This is a genomic window from Ruegeria sp. BJ5, assembly GCF_056537865.1.
This window is the reverse complement of sequence record NZ_JBQFSH010000003.1, coordinates 565,249-585,583: the sequence shown is the minus strand read 5'-3', so window position 1 is coordinate 585,583 and position 20,335 is coordinate 565,249. Positions and strand designations below refer to the sequence as shown.

The following is a 20,335-nucleotide window of genomic DNA, read 5'->3' as shown; positions in this document are numbered from 1 at the left end:
CTTATGGCCCAATCCGCCAAGCATCAGTCGACATTGATCAAGCGCGAGTGGGGCGTCTTCCCAATTGGTGACGATGGCCTTCGGCAGCATGAGGCCGAGACATTTCTAAAAACAGCTGAACGAGCTGCTAGAGACCTAAGGCTGGCAGAAGGCGCTGTACTCAATCGTGTGGTTGGAGGGCTCAAGGCGGGTCAAGTCTGCGGTGTCTTGAGTTTCCAGAGCCGATCTTTGGAAATCCTCCCAAAAATCGATGGCACTGGGTCGGAGAGCCGACTTGCTCTTATCCGAATGCTTTCCGTGGTGAACGATCTTCGGGTTTCAGATGGCGAGTTGGCACAGCTTCAGACGCAGCGACGAGACCTTTTGGAACTACTTATTGCGCTTTTCGCCCGCAGGCTGACAAAAGCGATGAAGGGCGGGCTACAGCGCCACTACATGCGGCACGAGGATGACCTTCCATTTGTGCGTGGCAACATCAACATCGGGCAACAGCTAACTAAGCGACCTGTCGCGCCGACAAAGCTCTTCTGTGAATTCGATGAACTGTCGGAAAACACGCCGCTGAACCGTCTACTGAAAGCAGCCTCGCTGCGCTTGCGTGGTATCAGTAGGAGTTCTGAGACGCAAAGGCTCCTGCAAATAATCCTCGATGCGTTCCGGCACGTTGGCCGATCCAACAGACCACTTGCGGAACTAATTCAGAGTGATCGAAGCGCAGCAGCGTTTGCAGACATCATACCTTTGGCGCGACTTTTGCTAAGCGGTGACTGGCAAAACACAACTTCGGGAAACACGACCGGGACAGCACTATTGTTCCCGATGAACGACCTGTTTGAACGCTATATTGCTCGGCGTGCTCAACAGACACTTGGTCGAGGTATCGTTCATAAACAGCATTTCAAACATCATGCGCTGAGCAACCAACTCTTCCGCATGATTCCTGACATTGTCATCGAATACAAAAACGAGCCGGTCATCATCGATACGAAGTGGAAGCAGCTCGATACTGGTGACACTCAGAAGCTTGGCATTGCTCAGTCCGACATCTATCAGATGCTTGCCTATGGCCATAGTTATGCGGCTAACGGAGCAAGACCTCGGCTCGTGCTCCTGTATCCGCACCACGCTGCCTTGAGAAGATCGGAGGGCGTCCTGCGCAGATGGTCTGTGACGGGTTCTGAGTTGCCCCTTACGATTGCGACAGTGGACATTTCAAAGAGGCGATCACCAGTGCGGTGGCGAGAATTGTTTGAGCAGATTGCGCCCGAAGAGCATGCAGGGAGCCCGGTTTCTTGAAAGGCCAAATCATCAGATTTGAGATTTTTGATATGCCTGGGCCACCGCCCGTGCCAATCATCTTGACCTAAAAAAATCAGGGATGGGCGGACCTCATCCGGTGACTAGTCGATCTTCAGGTCGACAAATGGGATCGTGAATTCTTTGATCCTTCCATAATTGACGGCAGCGGGTGGTCGCTTACTGTCCGTTCCCCGAGGCTCAACACTCAAAGCGAGGGCTTGAATGCATATCCACCAAGTTTTGATGTAGTGCGAGAAATAATCGAGCGCGTTGCTGCAAATGCTCTAGCCTAGAAGAGAACACGCTAGACTTCTGACGTCAGACACGGCCGAGAAGTCCAACTGCCTGGCTGTGCCCATATGAAGGCTCAATGTGCATTGGGATTGGCTATGACCCATCAAGTCTTAGAGTAAGCGGGTCTCGATAGCAGATACCAGCTTGAATCATAGTGGAGCGCCAGTTTGAATCCCTTTTGTCAACACGCCCTAGCCGCCCAAAGCTAACCAAACTGCCAGTGCAACCAACACAAGCATAATGACAGCTATCAGGCCTAAAAGTCCGGAAACGTTCCTAATATTTTGGATTAACTGGTAATTCGATCCTTCGATACGATCCAGTCGGTTCATTAATTCGCCATGCTTTGGATCGGCATTGGACGCTTCGTCAAGGTCAGGTAGTTGATAGCTGTCGATTGCATCCGAAGGATGCACTAACGCTCTAAGGCGCAGTTCTTCCGTATCGTAGTCTAAGTAACTCTCTGCGTCTTCTTCGTCTGAGAACCGAAGACTCAGAACCGGACCTCGGTCAAACTGGTGCCAAAACTCGTCAGGGACATCATTGTAGTTTTCTATCTTGTCCCTTGTTTCAAATACTTTGATTGTCCGATCACTTGGAAGCAGTGAGCAATCGCCATAGAAGCCTGGAACTCTTTCCAAATCCACGTCTACCATTAGGTATTTGTTTCTTTTTTTCAGCCTGTCGCAAATCCACTGAAATTTATCGTTGGAAACTTCAACGCTAAAATTCAATTGTTCCGAGGACGCCTCAAAAGCGGCAAATGTGTAAACCGGCGTCTCGTATTGTCGCCAAGCCGCTGCTTCCACATCTATTGGTTGATCAGATACCCGCACATCAAGCGAAATTTTCTTGATCGGTTTCTCGTCTCCAAGAAAGCATATCTTTGGTTCAAAGTCTCCGAGAACACACTTACAACTTAGTGAACCAGTATTTCGTTCCGTTGTACCTCGAAAAACACTTTCGTCTCCGATGCTTTTTAACTGAATAGGATCGTTAAGATCTACGACTTCCCCTTCATGATACCACGTAAGGGCCTTTAGCTCCCGGTTGGCTTGAATATCCACAATCTTTTCAGATTGATGGCCTGCGATGCTGATACCCTCACGAACTTTCAGATTCACACATAACGCGGAAAAAGACATTTGCATTCCGGTGGCCCACTGAGGTCCATACTTCTCTGGATCTTCACCTGGCAAGTGCTCAACCAAATGACCATGCTTAAGTCGAAGGGCGTCACCTTCGTTAGGAGCCACCCATTTGACCGACATACGTTGTGCTTGGTCACAACTCTCTTGAGCATTTTGCTGTTCAGTCTTCACTGGAGTGTTCCTTGTGCCAAGGTCGTCTTCGACGGGTCTCAATTTCTTGTTTGGCAATAGCGGGAGCTTCAAAATCGACTATGCTACCCTTTGAAAAGCTGGACATGAGGTGAATGTCCCATTCGCGAACTTCACCCACGGATTCTTGTCCTAGCTGAAATACTAAACTCTCGATTATGTACTTGCGCTCTCGATCCGCCTCTGAAGTCTCGGGGTCAGCACCATAATTTGCCAATTCAAACGCAACGTCCACGGCCCAAGATGATAGGTACAAAAGCGCTTCTATTCGATTGTGGAGCGAATAGCCTTTTTGCGAAGCATACAATTGCTGCGCACTCTTGACGGCTTCCCTCGACAAGTCTGCCAACTGAGAATGCGCTATTTTTCTGGGGTTTGATTGACCGTCGTGCGCTTGCGGCCACCAGTCTTTTGGTTTTGGCGCGCACACTTCTTGGTTACAATATGCACAGAAGACAACATCTCGCGCATCCCAATCGCGTTGCCTCTCCGCCTCGCTAGTCGCTCGATCCATCATGGCTTGGCGGGCTTCGGCGGTTATTTCGACCACGCCCCAAGATAAGAGATGATGGTTGCCCCACTCATCTTTTACTATTCGTGTCATTTCAACTTTGTCCTGTTCGGGCTGGTATGGTCGCAAGATAGCGGTTTCGTTTGCAGACTTGTAGCCAATCGAACCGCCACTCTGTTCGATTGGCGTTAAACAACAAGTATTTGGCTCATGGTAGAAAGCCAAATCGGGTGTTGAGATTCAGCCGCCTTTGGTTCCGCAATTCTTCAATATGATGTAAACGCCATCAATCCTTTTAAAAGTTTTAAACCGCTTCTGTGCCATTTGCTTTCTGGCGAGCAGAGGTCATGGCCACATCCCTGAAATCGGAGTGACAAAGCCCCGTTCGCGAGAAAATGTGATCAGAGGTACGGAGTCAACATAGCTCGAAACAACAGCCGTCCTTTGGTCCGTGGCCGAAGGAAACAGGTTGTGAAAAAGAACAACGCGGGCCAATCCCGCGAACAAAGAAGATGTGCGCAACGAAGGCGTGATCATCAACCACTCAAGCAGAATAGTGGACAAGCAAAGCACATCCATGGCCATGAGGTGCTCCCACCAAAAACGCTGTGCCAGGTAGGAAGAAAAGTTGAATATCACGGCGGTTTCCGCCTCGGTTCAGGTTCCAAAAGGTATCGGAAAATGTCGGCCGTTGTTGCCGAGATGGCGGCTGAGGTAGGTCACGACTTATACAGGCCCGGCAAGAAGAAAGCGGCACAGTTTCTGCTAGGTTTGCCAGACAACGAATACCTGGCAATTTGCTACCCAGCATTCAAACACGACAAGCGATTGCCTTCAGTTGCCATGGTGGATGCAACACAGACAGCGGCCAATCTCCAATACCACTATGAAACCAAAGTGCAGGGAAGGGCGCAGTTGGCAGCGCTGACATTTCCGGCCCTAGAAAGCCGTGTTTCGATTGACAGCTATGCCGATGGTGTCGCTCTGGCATTCAAACGCATGAACAAGCTCAAAACTGCGCTCAGAAAATCCGGCATGGGCGACTTTGTGTATGTTCAGTTGGAAGCGCCATTTCAGCCTGAAACGGAGTCTTTCTACCTGCATTTTCATATTTTCCTGACCTTCGATCTTGGTGATGTACATCGTCGAAGAGCATTGGCATTCATCAAAGAGAATTCTCCTTGGTTGCAAAGTAAGGCCGGCGTTCATCTAATACGCATTGCACATCAGGATGTCGCCCGATCCATCCGATATGGAACCAAGCCAAGCACGACAGCATATGAGATTGCCACGTCTGAAAACAAAAAGGTGTTCGAAGCTTATCTGGCTGTCTCCAAGGGGCGGCGTCTTACAAGAACAGAAGGTTCGCTTAAGGACACAGTGCGGGAACTAAAGGCGCAGGGGCGACGAGCGAAGCTTTCGCAATGCGAAAACACCGGCCGTCTCTCTGTCTGTCTGGTGGAAAAAGTTGGTAGACGCGAACTAGGGGCCATTGAAAAGTCAGATCGCAAGGGGGGAGGGGAGCAAGCCTCGCCGAAGCCAAAGACCGGGGACAATGGGAATAATATCTATTGCGGCTGCGGTCGCCCTGTCGCGTCACCAGGTGGCCGCCAGATGGCCTTTGGGTACGTCCAGGACTTCTGTGAACTATCCTTCGAGCCTGGTGTGGGAAAAGGTGTTCAGGGCAGTTTGTTCGCGGCCAATCGGATTGCTCGACTTGCCTGGGAAACGAACACTGGAAAACCGTTCGATTTAAAAGAATTCCTCTCTCCAATTGCCGATGACATCATGCGATTGTTCCGTGATGCTGATGTTCAGAGTTACACGGTAATCGCATCACCGAACGTTCTGAAGACGCTCCGGCAAATTCAAAAGGAGCGTGAGCAAAGATCCCGATGCCAAAAGAGGGTTCAACGAAGAAGGTTTGGCCAGAAAAGATTTGCGAGGACTCTCAGACGTTGGGCTTCCAAAATGAGTGGAGTTTTCGATTGGCTCAAAAATTCGATGAATAGAATTTCCGGCAAAACCAGTAGGCCATCTTCAGGCACTTTTTCCAACTAAGATCAGGCTGCCCATTGTACTTCTATCAATATTACAATATGTTATACGAATGAACAGAAACCGGATCCTCTTTCATCTGATATAACCAGCAGTTTTGCTGGTCGATATCTATTGAATGCAGGCTTAGAGTTTCCAAACAAACCTCCTTGGATTTCATCACCTGCGACACTCGCGTGAAGGTGTTCACATGCCAAGAATTGTTCCGTTGCTTACCGATCTAAAGCTGTTCGAAACCGAAGATGAAGACATTGAAAGACGTTTGAGGAACCACTTGGAAGAACTTCGGTACTCAAGCTGCAAAGAAGGTAAAACCGAAGAGCCTAAGCGAGTGACATGGCAGGACACTGACACGATCCGCCGCCGCGCGAAGAAAATTATCGAAGCCCGTGGCAAGTATTCTCAAGGTCGGCATCTGTCCCGAGCTGACAGGAAGATGTTGCGGCCTGTTATGAATGGCGTTGCGGTGGGTGGCCCGTCAACTGAACATCAAGTCGATGAAATCGCAGCAATGCTGTATGATGAGTTGCCTTGGATGCAGCGGGTTATCCATGAAATCTGGTTGGACATGCGCCACAATGTCATTGAGCATGGGCCAGGGTTGAGATTGAGGCCGACGCTATTGATTGGCGGAGCTGGATTGGGGAAAACTCACCTTGTTCGTCGGGTTGCAGAACTTTCTAATTTGCCGGTTGTTCACATTGATGGAGGCGCAAGTTCTGAAGGGTTTCCTGTTGCTGGATTGAGCCGAGGCTGGGGTGGTGCCGAATGTGGGCGGCCTTTGAAAACCATGCTGTCTACACAGGTGGCGAACCCAGTGGTCGTTATTGATGAGGTCGATAAAGCGGGAACTGCCTTCGGTACTAGTGGTCACAGCACATCCATGCATACTGCTTTGCTGGGCCTGTTGGAGCCAGTTTCGGCCGTTGATTGGCACTGTCCATATTTTCAAATTGGTTTTGATATGAGTCGGATCAACTGGTTGATGACTGCTAATGATTTTAGCGTTCTTCCGGCATTGCTTCGATCTCGCGTGCGTACAATCCACATCGATCCGCCGAACAGAGCCCAATTGGCTAACTTCATTGAAAATGAAATCGAAAGGCGGTTGTTGCCGGAGGAATGCATGGATCAGATTTGGCAAGCGATCCAGATGCCAATCAACAACAACGCTGTCAGCGTTCGCTTGGTTGTTAAGCTTCTGGAGGAAGTCCAGCGGCTGGAGACATTGCCGTTGAAACACTAGTCAGCGAACCTGGCATTTTTGTCCCTGCATGCCTTTTGCGTAGCATACACCGGCAGAGCTAAAACGTTCTTAAGAGGAGCTGGAAGACTTCTCTTCATTGAACACAACAAAGGAATGCAAAATGGCAAAAGGAAAAGGTCAAGGTAACGCAGGTGGCTGGCCGGCGACCACCGGAAATCCGTCTGGCGGAGGACGTTCAAACAACCCCCCAGGTGGCGGCAAGAGTAAGTAATCCAACCGTGATTACAGCATAACGAGTTGAGTTTTTTCGGAAGGGGTGCAGCTGTTGGGTTGCACCCCTCTTTCAAAATCCTGAAAGTCGTGGATCAAATCTGCGTATTCGAAACCAGCTCTCAGGGCAGTCTGTTCCCAATATTTCCAATCTTGCCTCATTCTGATTGCAAAGCAGCAGAAGACTGAAATCAAAAACAAACATGATCGAATATAACTGTTGGTCGCGTTCCTATGCTCGGGGCTAACTGAAGCGAGCTTTGGGTTTTCGCTGTGATCGACCAGTTCTATGTATTGAACAAAGGTATCAATGAACGGGCTCCCGTTCCTTTCAGTAAATGTTTTTATTCGATCTATGGGGGTGGCTTCCCACATCGTCGACTTGTCAGGCCATTGACTGTTTTTGAGGAGATAGTTTTCTACAAATATGGTTTTGACCTGTGACGGATTTTCCTGAATGGACACGTCACTGAGCATTCGCCTTTGTTGGGTTACCTGTTGCAGGACGTAGCCAAGCGTAAGGAACTCGCAAGGGTGAAGTACAGGAAACGGGAAAGATTTCCATACTTCAAAGGCAGCAGGAGATCTGAAAGCCTGATATGTGCGCGAGTTCAGTATTCTAGAAGGTGCCGCAATTTTCAGATCCCATTTAGTTTCTTGGTCATAGTAGAGCTTTTTTCGCAGAACCCACGAGATGTATTCCAGTTTCCTGAATTCAATCAACGCCTTGAGATTTGACCTTGTCTTTGGGAGTCCTCCCGCGATTTCACCATTGGCAAGCTGTCCTGAAGTGATCGCGATATCCCGCCAATCGGACGATGACTTAATGCGATCTCGAAATTCTACCAATGGTGCGGATCTATCGCCAAATCTCTTTACGAACTTTCCTATGTGCTTCTCTGACAAAGCCGCTGTGAGTTGGCCTGCCTGAAACTTGTCCCTGAGAACTTTCTGGGTCCGGGAAATGTACCGTTTGTCGGCCGCGTTACCCCCTTTCCCTTCAATCCGCTTGCCCGGTGAAAACCACTTAGTGGTGTCCATCTTCAGTATTTCTGCAAATGCGTCAGGAGCAGGAACAAACATTTATGTGCTCAGTGTTTTACGAAGTGGGTGAGAGCACTGATGGCAGAGCTAGCTTGGGAAGTCACCCCAATCCAAAAGCCAAATAATGGAATGAGCTGCTTCTGAGTAGTGTTCAATCAGAGTGGAAACCTGTCAGATTCAGCGATCAATTTTTGCTTGCTGTCCTGCGAGCTATACGCAGCATCGCAGACGTTAGTACCGACCAGAACAAGCCAACAAGGGCCGACAAAAGCCCAACGAGACCCAAAATCACCGACGTGGCTTCATCGGACCATTTCATTGTGGTGCGAATGAACTTGTTTTTTCCCATTACTTCCATCGCGCCAACCGTCTTTCCTTTTAAAGCCTCTGAAGCACGGGATATTGATGCGAGATCCTCTATTCCATCCACCCGTTTAACTACGTAGATCGCGTCGATAGGACTCATACTGCCACTGATCTTGCCGATGTGCGAAACCATCTCAACCGTTTCATTCAACACCGCCGGTTTTATCAATGCACGAAGGTCTTCAGCACTTCGGGCACTTTTTACCTGACTCCACTCGACCCCGTCTTCAACGGAGCGGACGAGTTGCTTTCTGATACTTGTAGGCAAAGCACCGGCTGAGTTCATTAGTTTTGCCATCCCGGCGCCCGCCTTAATAGACAGCGACGTGCCCACGGAAGGGTAAGCGGCTGCGACCGCTGTAAGCCCAACCACCGACAGAATGACGTCAACCTCATCCAAGTCTTTACCCGTGTAGTAGGCGTACCCGCCCTTCACAACACCGCCGAAATCCCCGATTGGAGTAAGAGCTACAGGCATTTGGCAAAACAAAACTGCGGACAGTTCGCACTGCGCAGCATCCCAAGCGCATTTCAAGCATTTCCCAGATGTCTTGAAAAAACCAGAGTCTTCGGATGCCGCTGCTTGGATTTGCTCTTTTGTGGCTTCCTTCAGCTCGATGTTTTTATCTTCTACCACTCCTCGCAGAGCTTCAATTGCGATCCAGTCTCTTGGTGTTTCGCTCAATCTGGCGCTTAGCCTTTGCTCGATTAGTTCCGGTGAAGCCGCTTTGGACAACGCTTTTTCGTATTTCAATCGCAACTCATCCAACCCGCGCTCTACTAAAAGGGTAGACGCTGGATTATTCACGATTTGCCAAATGTTCAGCGCCGTAAGAGTAAGGGAGCCCACAAGCAAAGCGGAAAGAAATAGTTTTAGTAGCCTCTTTGATCTCAACAAAAATCCTGCCTCAATTACTTTTCCAAAGAATCAATCAGGGTTGTATGTATGACTACCTCGCCACGATGATTGCGAAGAAGTGCCCTTTTCATGTTTTTTTCCGCCAAAGATGCCGCAAACGGGAAATCGACGCAGAGCCAAAAGCATATGGGCACACATGGTAGCTCAAATTCCACCTAGTCTGATTTACTCCAAGGGGTGGGATTGTCGTCTCAGACCTGAGAGCCGCCTCGGCTAGTATGTAGCCTGATTGCAACCGCTGATGGTCCTGGTTGTCAAAATTGAGTGGACCCCAAGGCAACAGTCCAAGTCGTCGAAATTTTTGTGGAGAAGTGTTTAATTAGGGCGGTTTTCACTCCAAATTTACACATTCCGAGTAAGTTCTAGAAGTAAAGTGAACAGAGGTAGAACTATGGCCAGAAAGATCGGGTATCCCGGTGGCGCCTCAGCAGTTCTGACACATTCCATCAAAGATCCCGCGATCCTCGCTTTCAGCCAAAACGACCAGCGTGTTTTTGATCGAATGAGGCAAAGCCCGGCAAATGTAACCGAGAAGTCATATGGTGCGCATTCAGCTTACATGGAACTGAAGAAAGACTCGATGGAACTCTGGGTCAATGCCGTCTTGCAAACCTACGAGGAGCAGAAGCAAATTCCATGGAAAGGGACGTCTCTAAAGAAGATGCAGAAATCCCGAAAATAGAGACCACTTGACCTAAGAAACTCTTTCAGTGCTGTCGTATGGGTTGCAAGGTGTCGCCCAGATCCAGTTTAAGAACCAAGTATAACTCCCTTTGGCCATCGCGAGAGGAGCCTTGATTGAAGACCAAACCTGACCAGATCAGTCGAGATGCATAACGGCGCGTTTCACAAAGGCCCGTTTGAAGGCTTTTTGTTTGAGTTGGTCCTAGAGATCCGTTGCTTTCTGCAAATTTCAACGTGAGAAGCGCCGCCAGCAAAAAGGGAAAACGCCAAAATTGGGGGAATCATTGGTCTGCTGGCGAAACTCAATCATATTCGATGTGCGCCTCAATACCCATCCGTTTTATGCCCGAAGAATACCTTTGTCACATCCTCGACAATTTGCCAGGTAACACGGCTTCCATCCCGAACGAAAAGACTGTCTCCCGGTTCAAGCACACTGACCTGGCCGCTCTGCATATCAATCAAACGACAGCTCCCGGATAAGATGGTCATCAATTCATCCCCCTGTTCCGTGCACTCAAAAGAACCCTTTGTGCATCGCCAAATACCGGCACGGGTCGCATGTCCAGAACCTCCAGCATCCACACGACCTGAAGCACGTGGGTGGCCTTCCTTGATTTGATAGTCACTAAGAGGGTTATCGAAGGGCCAGTCATCTAGGTGCCCCACATCATCCCCGGGCTTGTATTCAAACATCTCTAAACCCAATCGTCCTCATGTCCTGCTCCGGATATCCAATGTAAGTTGCACTAGGTCGCGCACTTCGTTGTCGGTTAACAATGGTCTTGTTTGTCTGTGACAGTGGCGTTACGTGCTTCGGCCAAATGAGCGCTCCCCACGGCGCGCTTGCACGTTACCGGCAATAACCGGCCCGCTTTAGACGCGACCTCGCCGCCGAGGTCTCCAATTGCCTGTAGCGCCCATTCGAGTACCTCGCGCAATCCAGAGCATGTCCAGCCGCTATCACGGCCGCCCCAATGTCTTCCCCATCCGCAAAACAAACACCGACCCAGCGATCATGCGTGCGCTCACCATTTAGTTTGCACTCTACGTCCTTGCCTCGAAGGAAATTTACCATCCAGCGTTTTGCGTCTTGACCAGAACGAGTGCCAAGCTCGGGCGCATCCACGCCGTTCAAGCGCACGGGAGTGCCATCGACAACAATTGTGTCTGCGTCACGTACTTGAAGACCCCCCGCAGTGGCAGTCGTAGCGAACAGCGCCGCGGCAATGGTTAGCTTCTTGAACAAGGCAAAGTCCTCGGTGTCTGGTGTTAATCGATTATTTGGGTTGCTATGCGGGTATCTACGAGTTCATCCTCGACAAGCGCATAGATCTCCTCCGGAGGAGTATTCAGCGAATACAACATGAGCGCCGGTTCAATACCCATGTCGATGAGATGCTGCATCGTTTCTCCTTGCCCTTTTTGGATACCCTCGACGGCGAAAACGACTGGAATCAGGCGGGGCTGCTCGTAGTAGTGTTGGTGCATACCAACAAGGCCGCGCAGCGAGACAATGCGATCTTCTCCGCCTGCTAGGATGTAAGGGCATGAGGACACGCACATCGCGCCAGCGAGAACGGCAGAAGCCAGCTCAGCCTCTCTAACTTTCTTACCGATGGACAATGCCTCTGAAACCACTCCTCCTGGGCTGTGAAGAGCTACCAGATCAGGCTTCTCCTGCATGTCCGACAGGTACGAAGCGAAGCGAGACGAGTCATCCACCTCTATCTGACCGCTGAGTAGAAGTACCCTCCCCAGTCCTTCGACTTCCTGAACCGTGAAGTCCAATCGGCTTGGAAATGCTTCAGGTACGGGTAAATCCAGAGGTCCATCCTGCGGCAAAAGCGACGGATCGCTACGATCAGTGCGATACTCTCGACGTTGATCGCCGGGGGTTATCGGACCAGTCGGGAGTTGAACACGCTTCTTGAACGGGCTTGGTATTACACCAAGAACGTCCGACGCCATCAGAACGCCTGCAATGGCAAGCTGTAGGATGAGAACGTAGCGCAGCCCTGAACGAGGATCGAGACGACTTAACAGGCTCATCACGTTTCATCTTTTTGTGGAGTGGCGCGGTTGAGGATAGCTGCGTCTGCCACGCCCATAGTCGCCTCTACGTCCTTCATGGCGTTCATTGCCGCTCTAAGGTCAGAAAGCGTCAGAGTATCCTCAATGCTCATGCCGTCCTTACCACTGCGGATTGCGGCTTGAGTGATAGCCAGCACAAACACCAACACGGCGGGCAACAGGTCGATGGCTATAGCTCCAGCCCAAGAAGGTACGAAGTTGTGGGCGTACTTGATTACCGCATCGGCGCTGGAAATCGGGTTGTATGCCGTCTCGATGGGCGGCTCCATGTCCAATACCTCGTCAGCGGCGTTCTTGAGTGTCTTGCTGCGCTGGTCCAGCGCATTCAAAACGGAGTTGATTGTGGATGACTGCGCGTTTCGCACGTCGGAGCTGCGCCCATCAAGCTCTGGAAGTACGACCGAGGATGGCAGGTCCTCAGCAGCACGAGCAACAAGTGGTGCTACGCTGTACTGGTTGAGGCGCGAGATCACCCCCGCCAGCTTCACGCTTTCCTCGGAAAACTGAACCGAACGGCGATCCACTGGACCGGGGGCTACAGTAAGCTCGCGCATCTTTGCGAGGATTTCGTTGCCTTGTTGGAAGGCTTCCTCGATAGGTTCTTGCTGCGCCGCGATCTGCTCTTCAAGGTTCCGCAACTCCTCAGCTTTTTGTGTCAAAACACGAAACACGGCACCCCGACCGGCGGTGCCTGAGAGGTCTCCGGACTGCTCGAGTTCAGCCAGTTCTTCAAAACTCTGGCGGGCGCGTTCCACTTCGCGACCCAACGCTTGACCGCTGAGGGCTATGTCGTGGGCTTGCTCGAGAGCAGCTTGGTAGTCACGAACAGTGTTCTCCAAGTGTTGTTCGACTGCCGCCGAGCCTGCGAGTGCGGCTGCGTTCAGCCAGCTAGACATGGCGATAATTGCGACAGAGCCAACAATCGTGGAGATCGTCAAACCAATGAAGCCACTAGCCGTACGCATTGAAGGCAGCAGACGGAGCATGTAGCTCCAAAACACGAAGATGCCCACAGAGACAGCGATTGAGTACGCAACGGCTGCGAAGAAAGAAACCGCACCGTTGTCTTCGAGCAATGAGGACACGCCGAGATAGGTGTAAATGCCAGACGCAATAGCTAGGACCCCCAAGGCTGCGGGGGTAAACGTGTCCAACCACGCAAGATGACCTTCTAGTTCTTTTGCGGTCCTAAGTCCCTTAGCTTCCTCAGCCGTCAAGCGATCCTTGTTCTCCGTCATACTACAACATGCTCCACACTCATCACGCGATAGTTCGTCACTTAATCATTTATTAAGACTTTTCACCCTGGGTTGCACATCTGGACGATGCGAATTGATTGCTTTTGCGAAGCTGCCATTCTTCTGCGATTTTCTGCCAAACTGCGCCGCCAGCTCTAGAAGACGAGAAAAACATCAACCAATTGAAATTCCGATAGCTATTCTGGGAGCGGCAATGAGCATGGATCATATGCCCCGTTGTCACACGCGTGAATTCGCTCAGCGGGGTAAATCCGTCACATCCCCGTGCGTGAATATGATGTGCCCCTAGCGTATCAACCCGAACGTGTGCTTAGTTCGGTCCTGATCCAGAGTAAAAATTTGATTGACCTAACTCTTGGAGACTTAGCTCATGGAAATCTTGATAGTTTTTGGTTTGGTTTTGGCTGTTGCAGTGTATTTGGCAATTCGCAGTAACAGGCTAGGCGATACAACTACTTCGTCGAGTCAGTCAGGTGTGAATGAGAAACCTAGATTGACTACGAACCAACGGCAGCGCACAACGCCGCCACAGAGTTTTGATCCAGACCATACGCTACCGAAACCCGACGTCACGATACTGGCGGGTTCAGCGTACGTTGTAGATGGCGATACATTGGTCATTAAGAAAACACAGGTCCGTCTGTTTGGTGTCGATGCTCCCGAGATGAACCACCCCTATGGCAAGAAGGCAAAATCGGCGCTCGTTTCGCTCTGCAAGGGTCAAAAAATTAGGGCGGAAGTGACCGAGCAAGATACCCACGGACGGACTGTTGCAAAGTGCTACCTCGAGGATGGCCGTGATCTATCCGCAGAAATGGTCAAACTCGGCCTAGCGATAGATTGGCCAAAATTCTCAGGCGGAAAGTATCGATCAATGGAAATGCCTGATGCCCGAAAGAAGCTGTGGTTGGCAAATGCACGGCAAAATGGACACATGGGTCTGTGGAAGCAATATGAAGCAAAGCAAATGGCTCGGAAGATGAACGATTGAAACTATCTGCCAGCAAACCTTAACGCTCAGCGATCACGGCACAGAATCACCGGATGCAAGCTTTTCATTGGTTCTCTGCTTAACAAAGCTGGCAGCATCGCGCGATCTAAATTTGCCCTATTTTGCGTCCTATTTTTCCCGAATTTATGCAAATTTCATAGCTTAGACGGCAAAATAGGGCAAAATAGTGCCATCTTGATACACCGGGATATGCCCTTCATTATATGTCCAATAGGTAAGCAAAGGACAATGTATGGCACTCGATCACAAGCTGCTGAAAGAGACACTAAAGAGTAGAAAACTCACGCAGTCTCTAATTGAAGACTGGACTGGGAAAAATATCCGAACTGTCAGGAGGTGGTTGTCTGGGCAGAACCAACCTGGAGAGGAAGACATCAGGACAATTGCGTCCAAACTAAATATCGAACCCGAAAAACTCGACCCTCGGCTGGAAGAGCAAAGTGCTGGTAAGATTCAAGTGAGCGCCAGGCTGTCTGTGGCTTCCCACAATGCTTATCAAATATTGAAGAACCGTTACGGCGTAAGCCAGACGGAAGTAATCGAGTTGGCACCCATAATGTTCGCGGCAATCGCAAAGTTTTCTGACACGCTTGCAAGGCAAGAGGCCAGCGAACTCGAGAAGGTGAGCCAACGCTACCCGATTGATCCAAGTTCTGTACAACATGTCGCGCTTGAACTGGCGTTTGCAGAAAGCGGACTGATATTTGGAACGGACAGTGAAACCGGCGACCACTTAGACTGCATTGGAGTTGGTAACCCGTTCGCGAATTGCATTGACTATTTGGCAGGTGGTTCGTCTAGAACTCGGGTTACTCCTCTGGGTGAATGTCCTGGAAGCAAGGACTTTGTTGTCGACGAAACCGCTCTCCTTGAATTGACCAGCGGAGACAAAGAGCTCGCGACTGCAATAGCAGACGGTAAGATTAGGCTCGATTTGATGCACAAAGATTTGTGGAACGAGAACCGCACCGATGAACGGTTAAAGTGGCTGAAGGACAACTTGCCGCCCAAGGCCGACATGAAGAAATTCATTGAGCGTTTTAAAGACAGGGACCCAAAAGCAGCGGCAACATTCGAGAATTTGCTGTTTGAGGAAGGGGATGAAGGATGAACCACTCACGCTCAAATCCAATTGCCCTCACAAAACACGCAAAACAACGTGCTGCTCAACGCTGTATAACAAGCAAAGCGCTTTTGTTGCTGCTCAACTTCGGGGACGAATCTGACACACGTGACGGCTGTTATAGCTACAGGATGAGCAGAAAAGTGGCGAGAGAATTGGTTGCGGAAATGGCAGACCAAGCTGTCCTTGATGAAGCATGCAAGCTGCGAGTGATCGTGTCACCATCCGGGGACGTAGTCACTTGCTACCATTGTTCTGAGCGCACGCTGCGCGCGCACAAGCGTCGTAGCAGGGTGGCCAAGCGCAAGCGAAACTTGCGCTAAGCCCAAAACCTACAACGAATTCAATGAAATATTTCAAGGGCGGCGCTCTGCGTGGTCAGGGGACAGGTATGTTCCGGGAGGAAAAAATGTCATCAAGTAACAAAGCAATTCTTATCGGAAATCTGGGTGCAAAGCCTGAGGTCAAGATCTTCGAAAATGGCGAATCCATTTGTCGGTTTTCGCTCGCCACGAATTCAAGCTGGAAAGACAAGAAAACCAACACGTGGCGAGAGCAGACGCAGTGGCATCAAATCGTTCTACGAGACGAATACCTGGTGGACCTAGCCAAACGGCGGCTAACCAAAGGTACGAAAGTGTATGTCGAGGGAGCGATTGAGACGCGTACCTGGGAAAATCTTGAAGGTCAGACCGTGCACACCGTCGAGATAGTTCTCCGAAAATTTCGAGGCGAGATGAAAGTGCTGAGCGGAGGTATTCATCAATCGGACCTAGTGAGCGGCTGGCCTAAGCCCGCTGACTCACCAATGCGTAACCTGGATGACGACATCCCTTTCTAAGTTCTAACAGGTGCAGAACAATGGCTAAACTGACCCAAACGGAAAAACAGGCTATTGCAGAATACGAAGCAAGCCATGAGGTGAAAAAACTACCAGACGGAGAAGCGGACTGCGCCAAAGCATTGAGAAAATGGAGAGTTTGGCCGCTTGGTGGAGGATGCGTACCATCTTACAGAGAGGAAATAAACGATTGTCACTAAACCTCACATCGCCAGCAGTTCCCGATGAATTGCGACCATTGCCCAGGTGTCGCGCGTGCAATAGGCCACAAGATCAGAATAGACCTTCTCGCGCGCTGGATCGTCCGGTTGGGTCAGTGTCACTCCCTTCCAAAGACGAGACGCGCTTGCCCCCTCTTTGATATCCAGATCATCGTATGAAAGTTCTGGCAAAAACGCAGGAAGAACGGCCTTGATAGAGGCGCTTCCCTTGAACGCGGGATCGTTGATCACTTCATCCGCAAACGGCTTCATAAGATCTACAACGCGTGCATTTAGGCTTTCCAGAAACTCTGCGTGCTCTGGATAGGTATTCGCCATTTCCGTATTGCGCGATTTCTCGAACGGCGCATACCAAACCACTACAGAGCCAATGTTTCCTATGTCCTCCCGTAGCCTTTTCAGCAAGGCTGGCATCGGGCTACTGGCGTCTCGGTGGAGATAATCCCTGTGCTCAATTTCTCCGCCAGGCTCATGCTGGATATGCAAGGAATACTGGAAAGCCACTTGCTGATAGGGACGCGTTCCGTCCCAGGGAGGCAGCAAACTCTGAGACGTCTCGTAGTCAAAGTAATAAACCGGATAGACAATCTCGCTCAGAAACCTGCTTAACTCCTGATGATCGATTGTGCGTTCACCGTTCGCCACTGCTCTCAAGTAGCGCTGTGTCGACTTGCCTAACACAGATGGATCACTGATCTCGTCAATCTTTGTGATCCCATTCGCGATGAGTTCCGAGGCTTTTTCCGCATTCATGAACGGAAGGCGGTGGATACTGTCATGCGCGAGAGGTGGGTCGAGTTTTTCGCGGATCTCCAGCCATTCACCATAGGATTTAAGGCGCGCACGTTCGGGGGACGGAACAGGCATCGTACCGCTGGCAACGACGCTCAATGCCTGATCGATACGCGTGCGTGTTTTTTCGAGCTGCTCAGTCACCGAATCCGTGATGTCAGTGATGCTGACAAGCTCTTGCGGATTGATTTCGCCGTTTCTGACGTAATCACGGTTCACATGTGCCACTTCGCAGCGCGCAATGGGGAACCCCGCTGCCTCAAGCACGACACGCTGGAATGCGAGATCAAAAGTGTGTTCGGGCTTTGCAGATGTCCCGCTCTTGATCTCTGTCAGAACGTACCCATCGCCACTGCGGCTCACGATGTCGGAGATGCAAGTTATGGTTCCATCTTCATAGCGTCCCTGCGCCACTGCGTTTGCACCGTTTCTCCAAGCCTCCAAAGTACGCGCGGTCAGAGCCTGGTATTCTGAAAAATCTGAAAAACCGAGGCGAATGAGATCACCAAATAGCTCCTCAGCATATGGCTCAAACGCGTGCCCCTCGTCAAAACGCGCTTGCAATGAAGGGTCAATCGGCGGCAGCAGATGCCTGGCGTGTTTCTTGATCCATAGCCAGGCGGGGTGCCTGAGAAACAACATGTAATCTGATTTGGATAGCATCGTATAATTTGCATTCCAGAGTGGGCCCTACAGGTAAACGAACACCATAACCCTCATTTGTCTACGCCTGGCTTTTCGGAGCGATACCGCGACCACGTTCGTTCCTGAAGGAAATAGCACTCAATCACACCAACGACCGACCGAAGATCCTCCTAACTTTCGAGACGGCTACGCATCACAGCGGAAAACAGTGATTTCTTTAGACTGCAAAAAGTCGTCAGTGGGTTGCGACGCGCGCGTGGTGTTCGGGAAAGGCACTCTTAAATGCAGCATCCATTAGTATGCGCGCCTTGTCTTTCTCAATAGACTGCGCCGCCATCTCCCTGATCAAACCCTGTGTGGTGAGAAACACTGCTTCGCTAAAACCAATGTTATTTGTTTTTGCGGCCAAAATGGCCGCTTCGATAAATCCATCAATTTTGATTTTCAGCAGAGTCTGGCGCTGCTTGTTCAAGTTTTTGAAGTCGTTCATCGATCAATCCTCCAACTTTTGCTCAATTGCGAATTGCAATTAAACTGCATCTTGGTTGGCCGCCGCGCCTGCAACTAACAGCGCCTCAGCAAGGTCTAGTGCATCGTCAGGCCAATAGGTTTTGGGTCGTGGGTGATGGATGTCATCCGCTACAACCGGTCGACAGGTCAAAACGGCATTTCGCCAGTGCAACGGTACGGCATCGCGTCCCTGCAATGCCCCCAGAAGAGCACCGCAAATTGCAGCATTTGTATCGGTGTCTCCGCCACAAGCGACAGTTCCAACCACCGCATCCCGAAGCGATTGCTCCGCCATCAAGCAATAGAATGCGTTCTGAAACGCAGTAAGTACCCAACCCATTTGATGCTGGAACTCGGTGGGACGTTTCGTTCGTGCTGCCAGAAGCCGGTCGCGTACGATAGCCGCGCCTTCATCCTGACCCGCATTGGCATAAGCGGACGACCACATGTCTTCCTTGCTCCCTCCAGCCACTCCCGTAGATACCGCCGCAGCAAAGGCTGCATTGGCAGCAACGGTCACCTCATTCGGATGGGTGAGTGAAGCGTCTTGGCGTGCAATCTCTGCGGCCAGCGCAGGCGTTCCGGCTGCAAAGACCCCAATAGGGCTCACACGCATCAATGCCCCGTTTGCTTGGCTATCTGAGGCGACGGGGTCACCTTGTGCCAGCGCAGATATTGCACTGCTGGTTGTCATTCCAATGTCGAAGGGTCGGGACGTCCGCCATTCGACGTAAGCATTCGCCACGTGATCTCTGTCGAAACGATCCATTGCGCACAGGCTCCGGGCCAGTGCCAAAGCCATTTCACTGTCATCTGTGGGTTGGCCAGCAATCAGGTTCCAAGTGCCGCCATCCTGAAGACTGTCGACACCACCCGGATGCCTGCGGGCAATCGTCTCTGCCTCCTGAAATTCCACGAATGACCCCAACGCGTCGCCTGCCAATTGTCCCAACAAGACACCATGTGCACGCGAGACGCTAACGGGCAGATTTGTGCGTTTGCAGGGAACGGCAGGGCAGCGGGCGGATCTCGGGTGCGCGGTCATTTGGGCGCTGGACAATCCGCGTACCAAAGCTTCCGCACCTGCGACAACACCATCGAAGGAGGTTTGACTGTAATCGATAGGACTTCCGTTCCTCTGTGCGATGAACTTGCCAGCACCAATTATCAGGGCGTGTCCACCAGCAATATCCCAAGAAGACAACCCGCCTACCAAACTCATGGCAGCGTCGAGCTCCCCTACAGCGGCGAGCGCCAACCTATAGGCGGGGCTAGGCACTGTGCGCACACGGAGCCCTTTGAGGCTAACGTGGTTAGCCAGGGCAAAATCCGCTGCATCTGCATTTAATCCAACAATTGGCTTATCGTGGGAACCGGCCGGATTGATAACCTTTCCATTGCGTTTCAGGTTGCCCCCTTTAGCCCAAGTTATCAGATCGCCCGCATCGTCCGGAGCTGTGGGTGCATACACCACGCCCAGTATGGGCGTATTGTTTTCAAGCAGCGCCACGGACACAGCGGACCCGCGCAAGCCCTTCATAAAGTCCGCCGTCCCGTCATGAGGATCAATCACCCATGTCAGAGACCCGTCGATCAACGAGCTTTCAGTCTCTTCTCCAAGCCAGCTTGCCGGCTGAAGGCGCATCAGATTTGTTTTCAAAAAGGCTTCTACTTCGGTGTCGACGATGGCCTTGTGAAGGGTTCCGCGCGGCCCCTCTGGTCGATGAAACTCGGCTCGGATCATTGCACCGGCCGTTTTTGCCAATTGGATGATTGCTGGCAGTTTTTTAGAAATCGGTTTTTTGGTCTTATTGATCATTGAAGGTTCTCCGTGGATTCTTTCGAT

19 protein-coding genes are annotated in these 20,335 nt (G+C 50.9%); 8 read left to right on the top strand and 11 right to left on the bottom strand.

Features of this window, described 5'->3' with window-relative positions; genetic code table 11:
- Positions 1 to 3 precede the first annotated feature (3 nt).
- Entirely contained in the window at positions 4 to 1,296 is a 1,293-nt protein-coding gene (locus ACR0NY_RS13580; protein ID WP_093963819.1) for an McrC family protein, read from the top strand.
- Between the two features lie 488 nt (positions 1,297 to 1,784).
- Here the strand turns inward: ACR0NY_RS13580 and ACR0NY_RS13575 are convergent, their stop codons facing one another.
- Positions 1,785 to 2,915, bottom strand: coding sequence for a hypothetical protein (locus ACR0NY_RS13575; protein WP_170342511.1), 1,131 nt, complete (start codon positions 2,913 to 2,915; stop codon positions 1,785 to 1,787).
- On the bottom strand, positions 2,905 to 3,537 hold the full coding sequence (locus tag ACR0NY_RS13570) for a hypothetical protein (protein ID WP_093963821.1): 633 nt from the start codon (positions 3,535 to 3,537) through the stop codon (positions 2,905 to 2,907). Before ACR0NY_RS13570 ends, ACR0NY_RS13575 begins: the two co-directional genes overlap by 11 nt.
- A 378-nt stretch (positions 3,538 to 3,915) precedes the next feature.
- On the opposite strand from ACR0NY_RS13570, the gene ACR0NY_RS13565 reads away from it, so the two are divergent.
- On the top strand, positions 3,916 to 5,505 hold the full coding sequence (locus ACR0NY_RS13565; protein ID WP_170368958.1) for a hypothetical protein: 1,590 nt from the start codon (positions 3,916 to 3,918) through the stop codon (positions 5,503 to 5,505).
- 187 nt (positions 5,506 to 5,692) lie between these two features.
- On the top strand, positions 5,693 to 6,748 hold the full coding sequence (locus ACR0NY_RS13560; protein ID WP_170342513.1) for an AAA family ATPase: 1,056 nt from the start codon (positions 5,693 to 5,695) through the stop codon (positions 6,746 to 6,748).
- 243 nt (positions 6,749 to 6,991) lie between these two features.
- On the opposite strand, the gene ACR0NY_RS13555 is transcribed toward ACR0NY_RS13560, so the two are convergent.
- Both ACR0NY_RS13555 and ACR0NY_RS13550 read right to left on the bottom strand, forming a co-directional pair.
- Positions 6,992 to 8,062 carry a hypothetical protein gene (locus ACR0NY_RS13555; protein WP_170368959.1) on the bottom strand — a complete coding sequence of 357 codons (1,071 nt, stop codon included), beginning with the start codon at positions 8,060 to 8,062 and terminating at the stop codon, positions 6,992 to 6,994.
- Positions 8,063 to 8,207: 145 nt separating this feature from the next.
- Positions 8,208 to 9,143 (bottom strand): hypothetical protein, encoded by a 936-nt coding sequence (locus ACR0NY_RS13550; protein ID WP_170368960.1) that lies wholly within the window; start codon positions 9,141 to 9,143, stop codon positions 8,208 to 8,210.
- 556 nt (positions 9,144 to 9,699) lie between these two features.
- Between ACR0NY_RS13550 and ACR0NY_RS13545 the strand changes: the two genes are divergently transcribed.
- Positions 9,700 to 9,990 (top strand): hypothetical protein, encoded by a 291-nt coding sequence (locus tag ACR0NY_RS13545; RefSeq protein WP_170342520.1) that lies wholly within the window; start codon positions 9,700 to 9,702, stop codon positions 9,988 to 9,990.
- Between the two features lie 326 nt (positions 9,991 to 10,316).
- On the opposite strand, the gene ACR0NY_RS13540 is transcribed toward ACR0NY_RS13545, so the two are convergent.
- From ACR0NY_RS13540 to ACR0NY_RS13525, 4 genes are all read right to left on the bottom strand, one after another.
- Positions 10,317 to 10,688: a cupin domain-containing protein gene (locus tag ACR0NY_RS13540; protein ID WP_170342522.1), complete on the bottom strand. Its 372-nt coding sequence runs from the start codon at positions 10,686 to 10,688 to the stop codon at positions 10,317 to 10,319.
- A gap of 157 nt (positions 10,689 to 10,845) precedes the next feature.
- Positions 10,846 to 11,136: a thermonuclease family protein gene (locus ACR0NY_RS13535; RefSeq protein WP_254920207.1), complete on the bottom strand. Its 291-nt coding sequence runs from the start codon at positions 11,134 to 11,136 to the stop codon at positions 10,846 to 10,848.
- 128 nt (positions 11,137 to 11,264) lie between these two features.
- Positions 11,265 to 12,044, bottom strand: coding sequence for a COG3904 family protein (locus ACR0NY_RS13530; protein WP_141138501.1), 780 nt, complete (start codon positions 12,042 to 12,044; stop codon positions 11,265 to 11,267).
- Positions 12,044 to 13,324, bottom strand: coding sequence for a hypothetical protein (locus ACR0NY_RS13525; RefSeq protein WP_093963828.1), 1,281 nt, complete (start codon positions 13,322 to 13,324; stop codon positions 12,044 to 12,046). Before ACR0NY_RS13525 ends, ACR0NY_RS13530 begins: the two co-directional genes overlap by 1 nt.
- Before the next feature lie 391 nt (positions 13,325 to 13,715).
- Between ACR0NY_RS13525 and ACR0NY_RS13520 the strand changes: the two genes are divergently transcribed.
- The 4 genes from ACR0NY_RS13520 (at position 13,716) to ACR0NY_RS13505 (ending at position 16,521) form a co-directional block, all read left to right on the top strand.
- Positions 13,716 to 14,336 carry a thermonuclease family protein gene (locus ACR0NY_RS13520; RefSeq protein WP_093963829.1) on the top strand — a complete coding sequence of 207 codons (621 nt, stop codon included), beginning with the start codon at positions 13,716 to 13,718 and terminating at the stop codon, positions 14,334 to 14,336.
- A gap of 253 nt (positions 14,337 to 14,589) precedes the next feature.
- On the top strand, positions 14,590 to 15,468 hold the full coding sequence (locus ACR0NY_RS13515; protein ID WP_093963830.1) for a helix-turn-helix domain-containing protein: 879 nt from the start codon (positions 14,590 to 14,592) through the stop codon (positions 15,466 to 15,468).
- Between the two features lie 358 nt (positions 15,469 to 15,826).
- Positions 15,827 to 16,321, top strand: a complete 495-nt coding sequence (gene ssb, locus ACR0NY_RS13510; protein WP_217354915.1) for a single-stranded DNA-binding protein — start codon at positions 15,827 to 15,829, stop codon at positions 16,319 to 16,321.
- Between the two features lie 20 nt (positions 16,322 to 16,341).
- Positions 16,342 to 16,521, top strand: a complete 180-nt coding sequence (locus tag ACR0NY_RS13505; RefSeq protein ID WP_141138502.1) for a hypothetical protein — start codon at positions 16,342 to 16,344, stop codon at positions 16,519 to 16,521.
- Positions 16,522 to 16,524: 3 nt separating this feature from the next.
- Here ACR0NY_RS13505 and ACR0NY_RS13500 read toward each other — a convergent pair whose 3' ends face one another.
- The 3 genes from ACR0NY_RS13500 to ACR0NY_RS13490 form a co-directional block, all read right to left on the bottom strand.
- Complete coding sequence (locus ACR0NY_RS13500) at positions 16,525 to 17,997, bottom strand: DUF2779 domain-containing protein (protein WP_170342526.1); 1,473 nt, start codon at positions 17,995 to 17,997, stop codon at positions 16,525 to 16,527.
- 217 nt (positions 17,998 to 18,214) lie between these two features.
- Positions 18,215 to 18,469, bottom strand: a complete 255-nt coding sequence (locus tag ACR0NY_RS13495) for a hypothetical protein (RefSeq protein ID WP_093963832.1) — start codon at positions 18,467 to 18,469, stop codon at positions 18,215 to 18,217.
- A 39-nt stretch (positions 18,470 to 18,508) separates the two neighbouring features.
- Complete coding sequence (locus ACR0NY_RS13490) at positions 18,509 to 20,308, bottom strand: inositol monophosphatase family protein (RefSeq protein WP_093963833.1); 1,800 nt, start codon at positions 20,306 to 20,308, stop codon at positions 18,509 to 18,511.
- Positions 20,309 to 20,335 lie beyond the last annotated feature (27 nt).

Coding starts and splice junctions, on each gene's coding strand:
- ACR0NY_RS13580 (WP_093963819.1), top strand. CDS start 4: ATGGCCCAATCCGCCAAGCATCAGTCGACATTGATCAAGCGCGAGTGG.
- ACR0NY_RS13570 (WP_093963821.1), bottom strand. CDS start 3,537: ATGACACGAATAGTAAAAGATGAGTGGGGCAACCATCATCTCTTATCT.
- ACR0NY_RS13560 (WP_170342513.1), top strand. CDS start 5,693: ATGCCAAGAATTGTTCCGTTGCTTACCGATCTAAAGCTGTTCGAAACC.
- ACR0NY_RS13555 (WP_170368959.1), bottom strand. CDS start 8,062: ATGTTTGTTCCTGCTCCTGACGCATTTGCAGAAATACTGAAGATGGAC.
- ACR0NY_RS13545 (WP_170342520.1), top strand. CDS start 9,700: ATGGCCAGAAAGATCGGGTATCCCGGTGGCGCCTCAGCAGTTCTGACA.
- ACR0NY_RS13540 (WP_170342522.1), bottom strand. CDS start 10,688: ATGTTTGAATACAAGCCCGGGGATGATGTGGGGCACCTAGATGACTGG.
- ACR0NY_RS13530 (WP_141138501.1), bottom strand. CDS start 12,044: ATGAGCCTGTTAAGTCGTCTCGATCCTCGTTCAGGGCTGCGCTACGTT.
- ACR0NY_RS13525 (WP_093963828.1), bottom strand. CDS start 13,324: ATGACGGAGAACAAGGATCGCTTGACGGCTGAGGAAGCTAAGGGACTT.
- ACR0NY_RS13520 (WP_093963829.1), top strand. CDS start 13,716: ATGGAAATCTTGATAGTTTTTGGTTTGGTTTTGGCTGTTGCAGTGTAT.
- ACR0NY_RS13515 (WP_093963830.1), top strand. CDS start 14,590: ATGGCACTCGATCACAAGCTGCTGAAAGAGACACTAAAGAGTAGAAAA.
- ssb (WP_217354915.1), top strand. CDS start 15,827: ATGAAATATTTCAAGGGCGGCGCTCTGCGTGGTCAGGGGACAGGTATG.
- ACR0NY_RS13505 (WP_141138502.1), top strand. CDS start 16,342: ATGGCTAAACTGACCCAAACGGAAAAACAGGCTATTGCAGAATACGAA.
- ACR0NY_RS13500 (WP_170342526.1), bottom strand. CDS start 17,997: ATGCTATCCAAATCAGATTACATGTTGTTTCTCAGGCACCCCGCCTGG.
- ACR0NY_RS13495 (WP_093963832.1), bottom strand. CDS start 18,469: ATGAACGACTTCAAAAACTTGAACAAGCAGCGCCAGACTCTGCTGAAA.
- ACR0NY_RS13490 (WP_093963833.1), bottom strand. CDS start 20,308: ATGATCAATAAGACCAAAAAACCGATTTCTAAAAAACTGCCAGCAATC.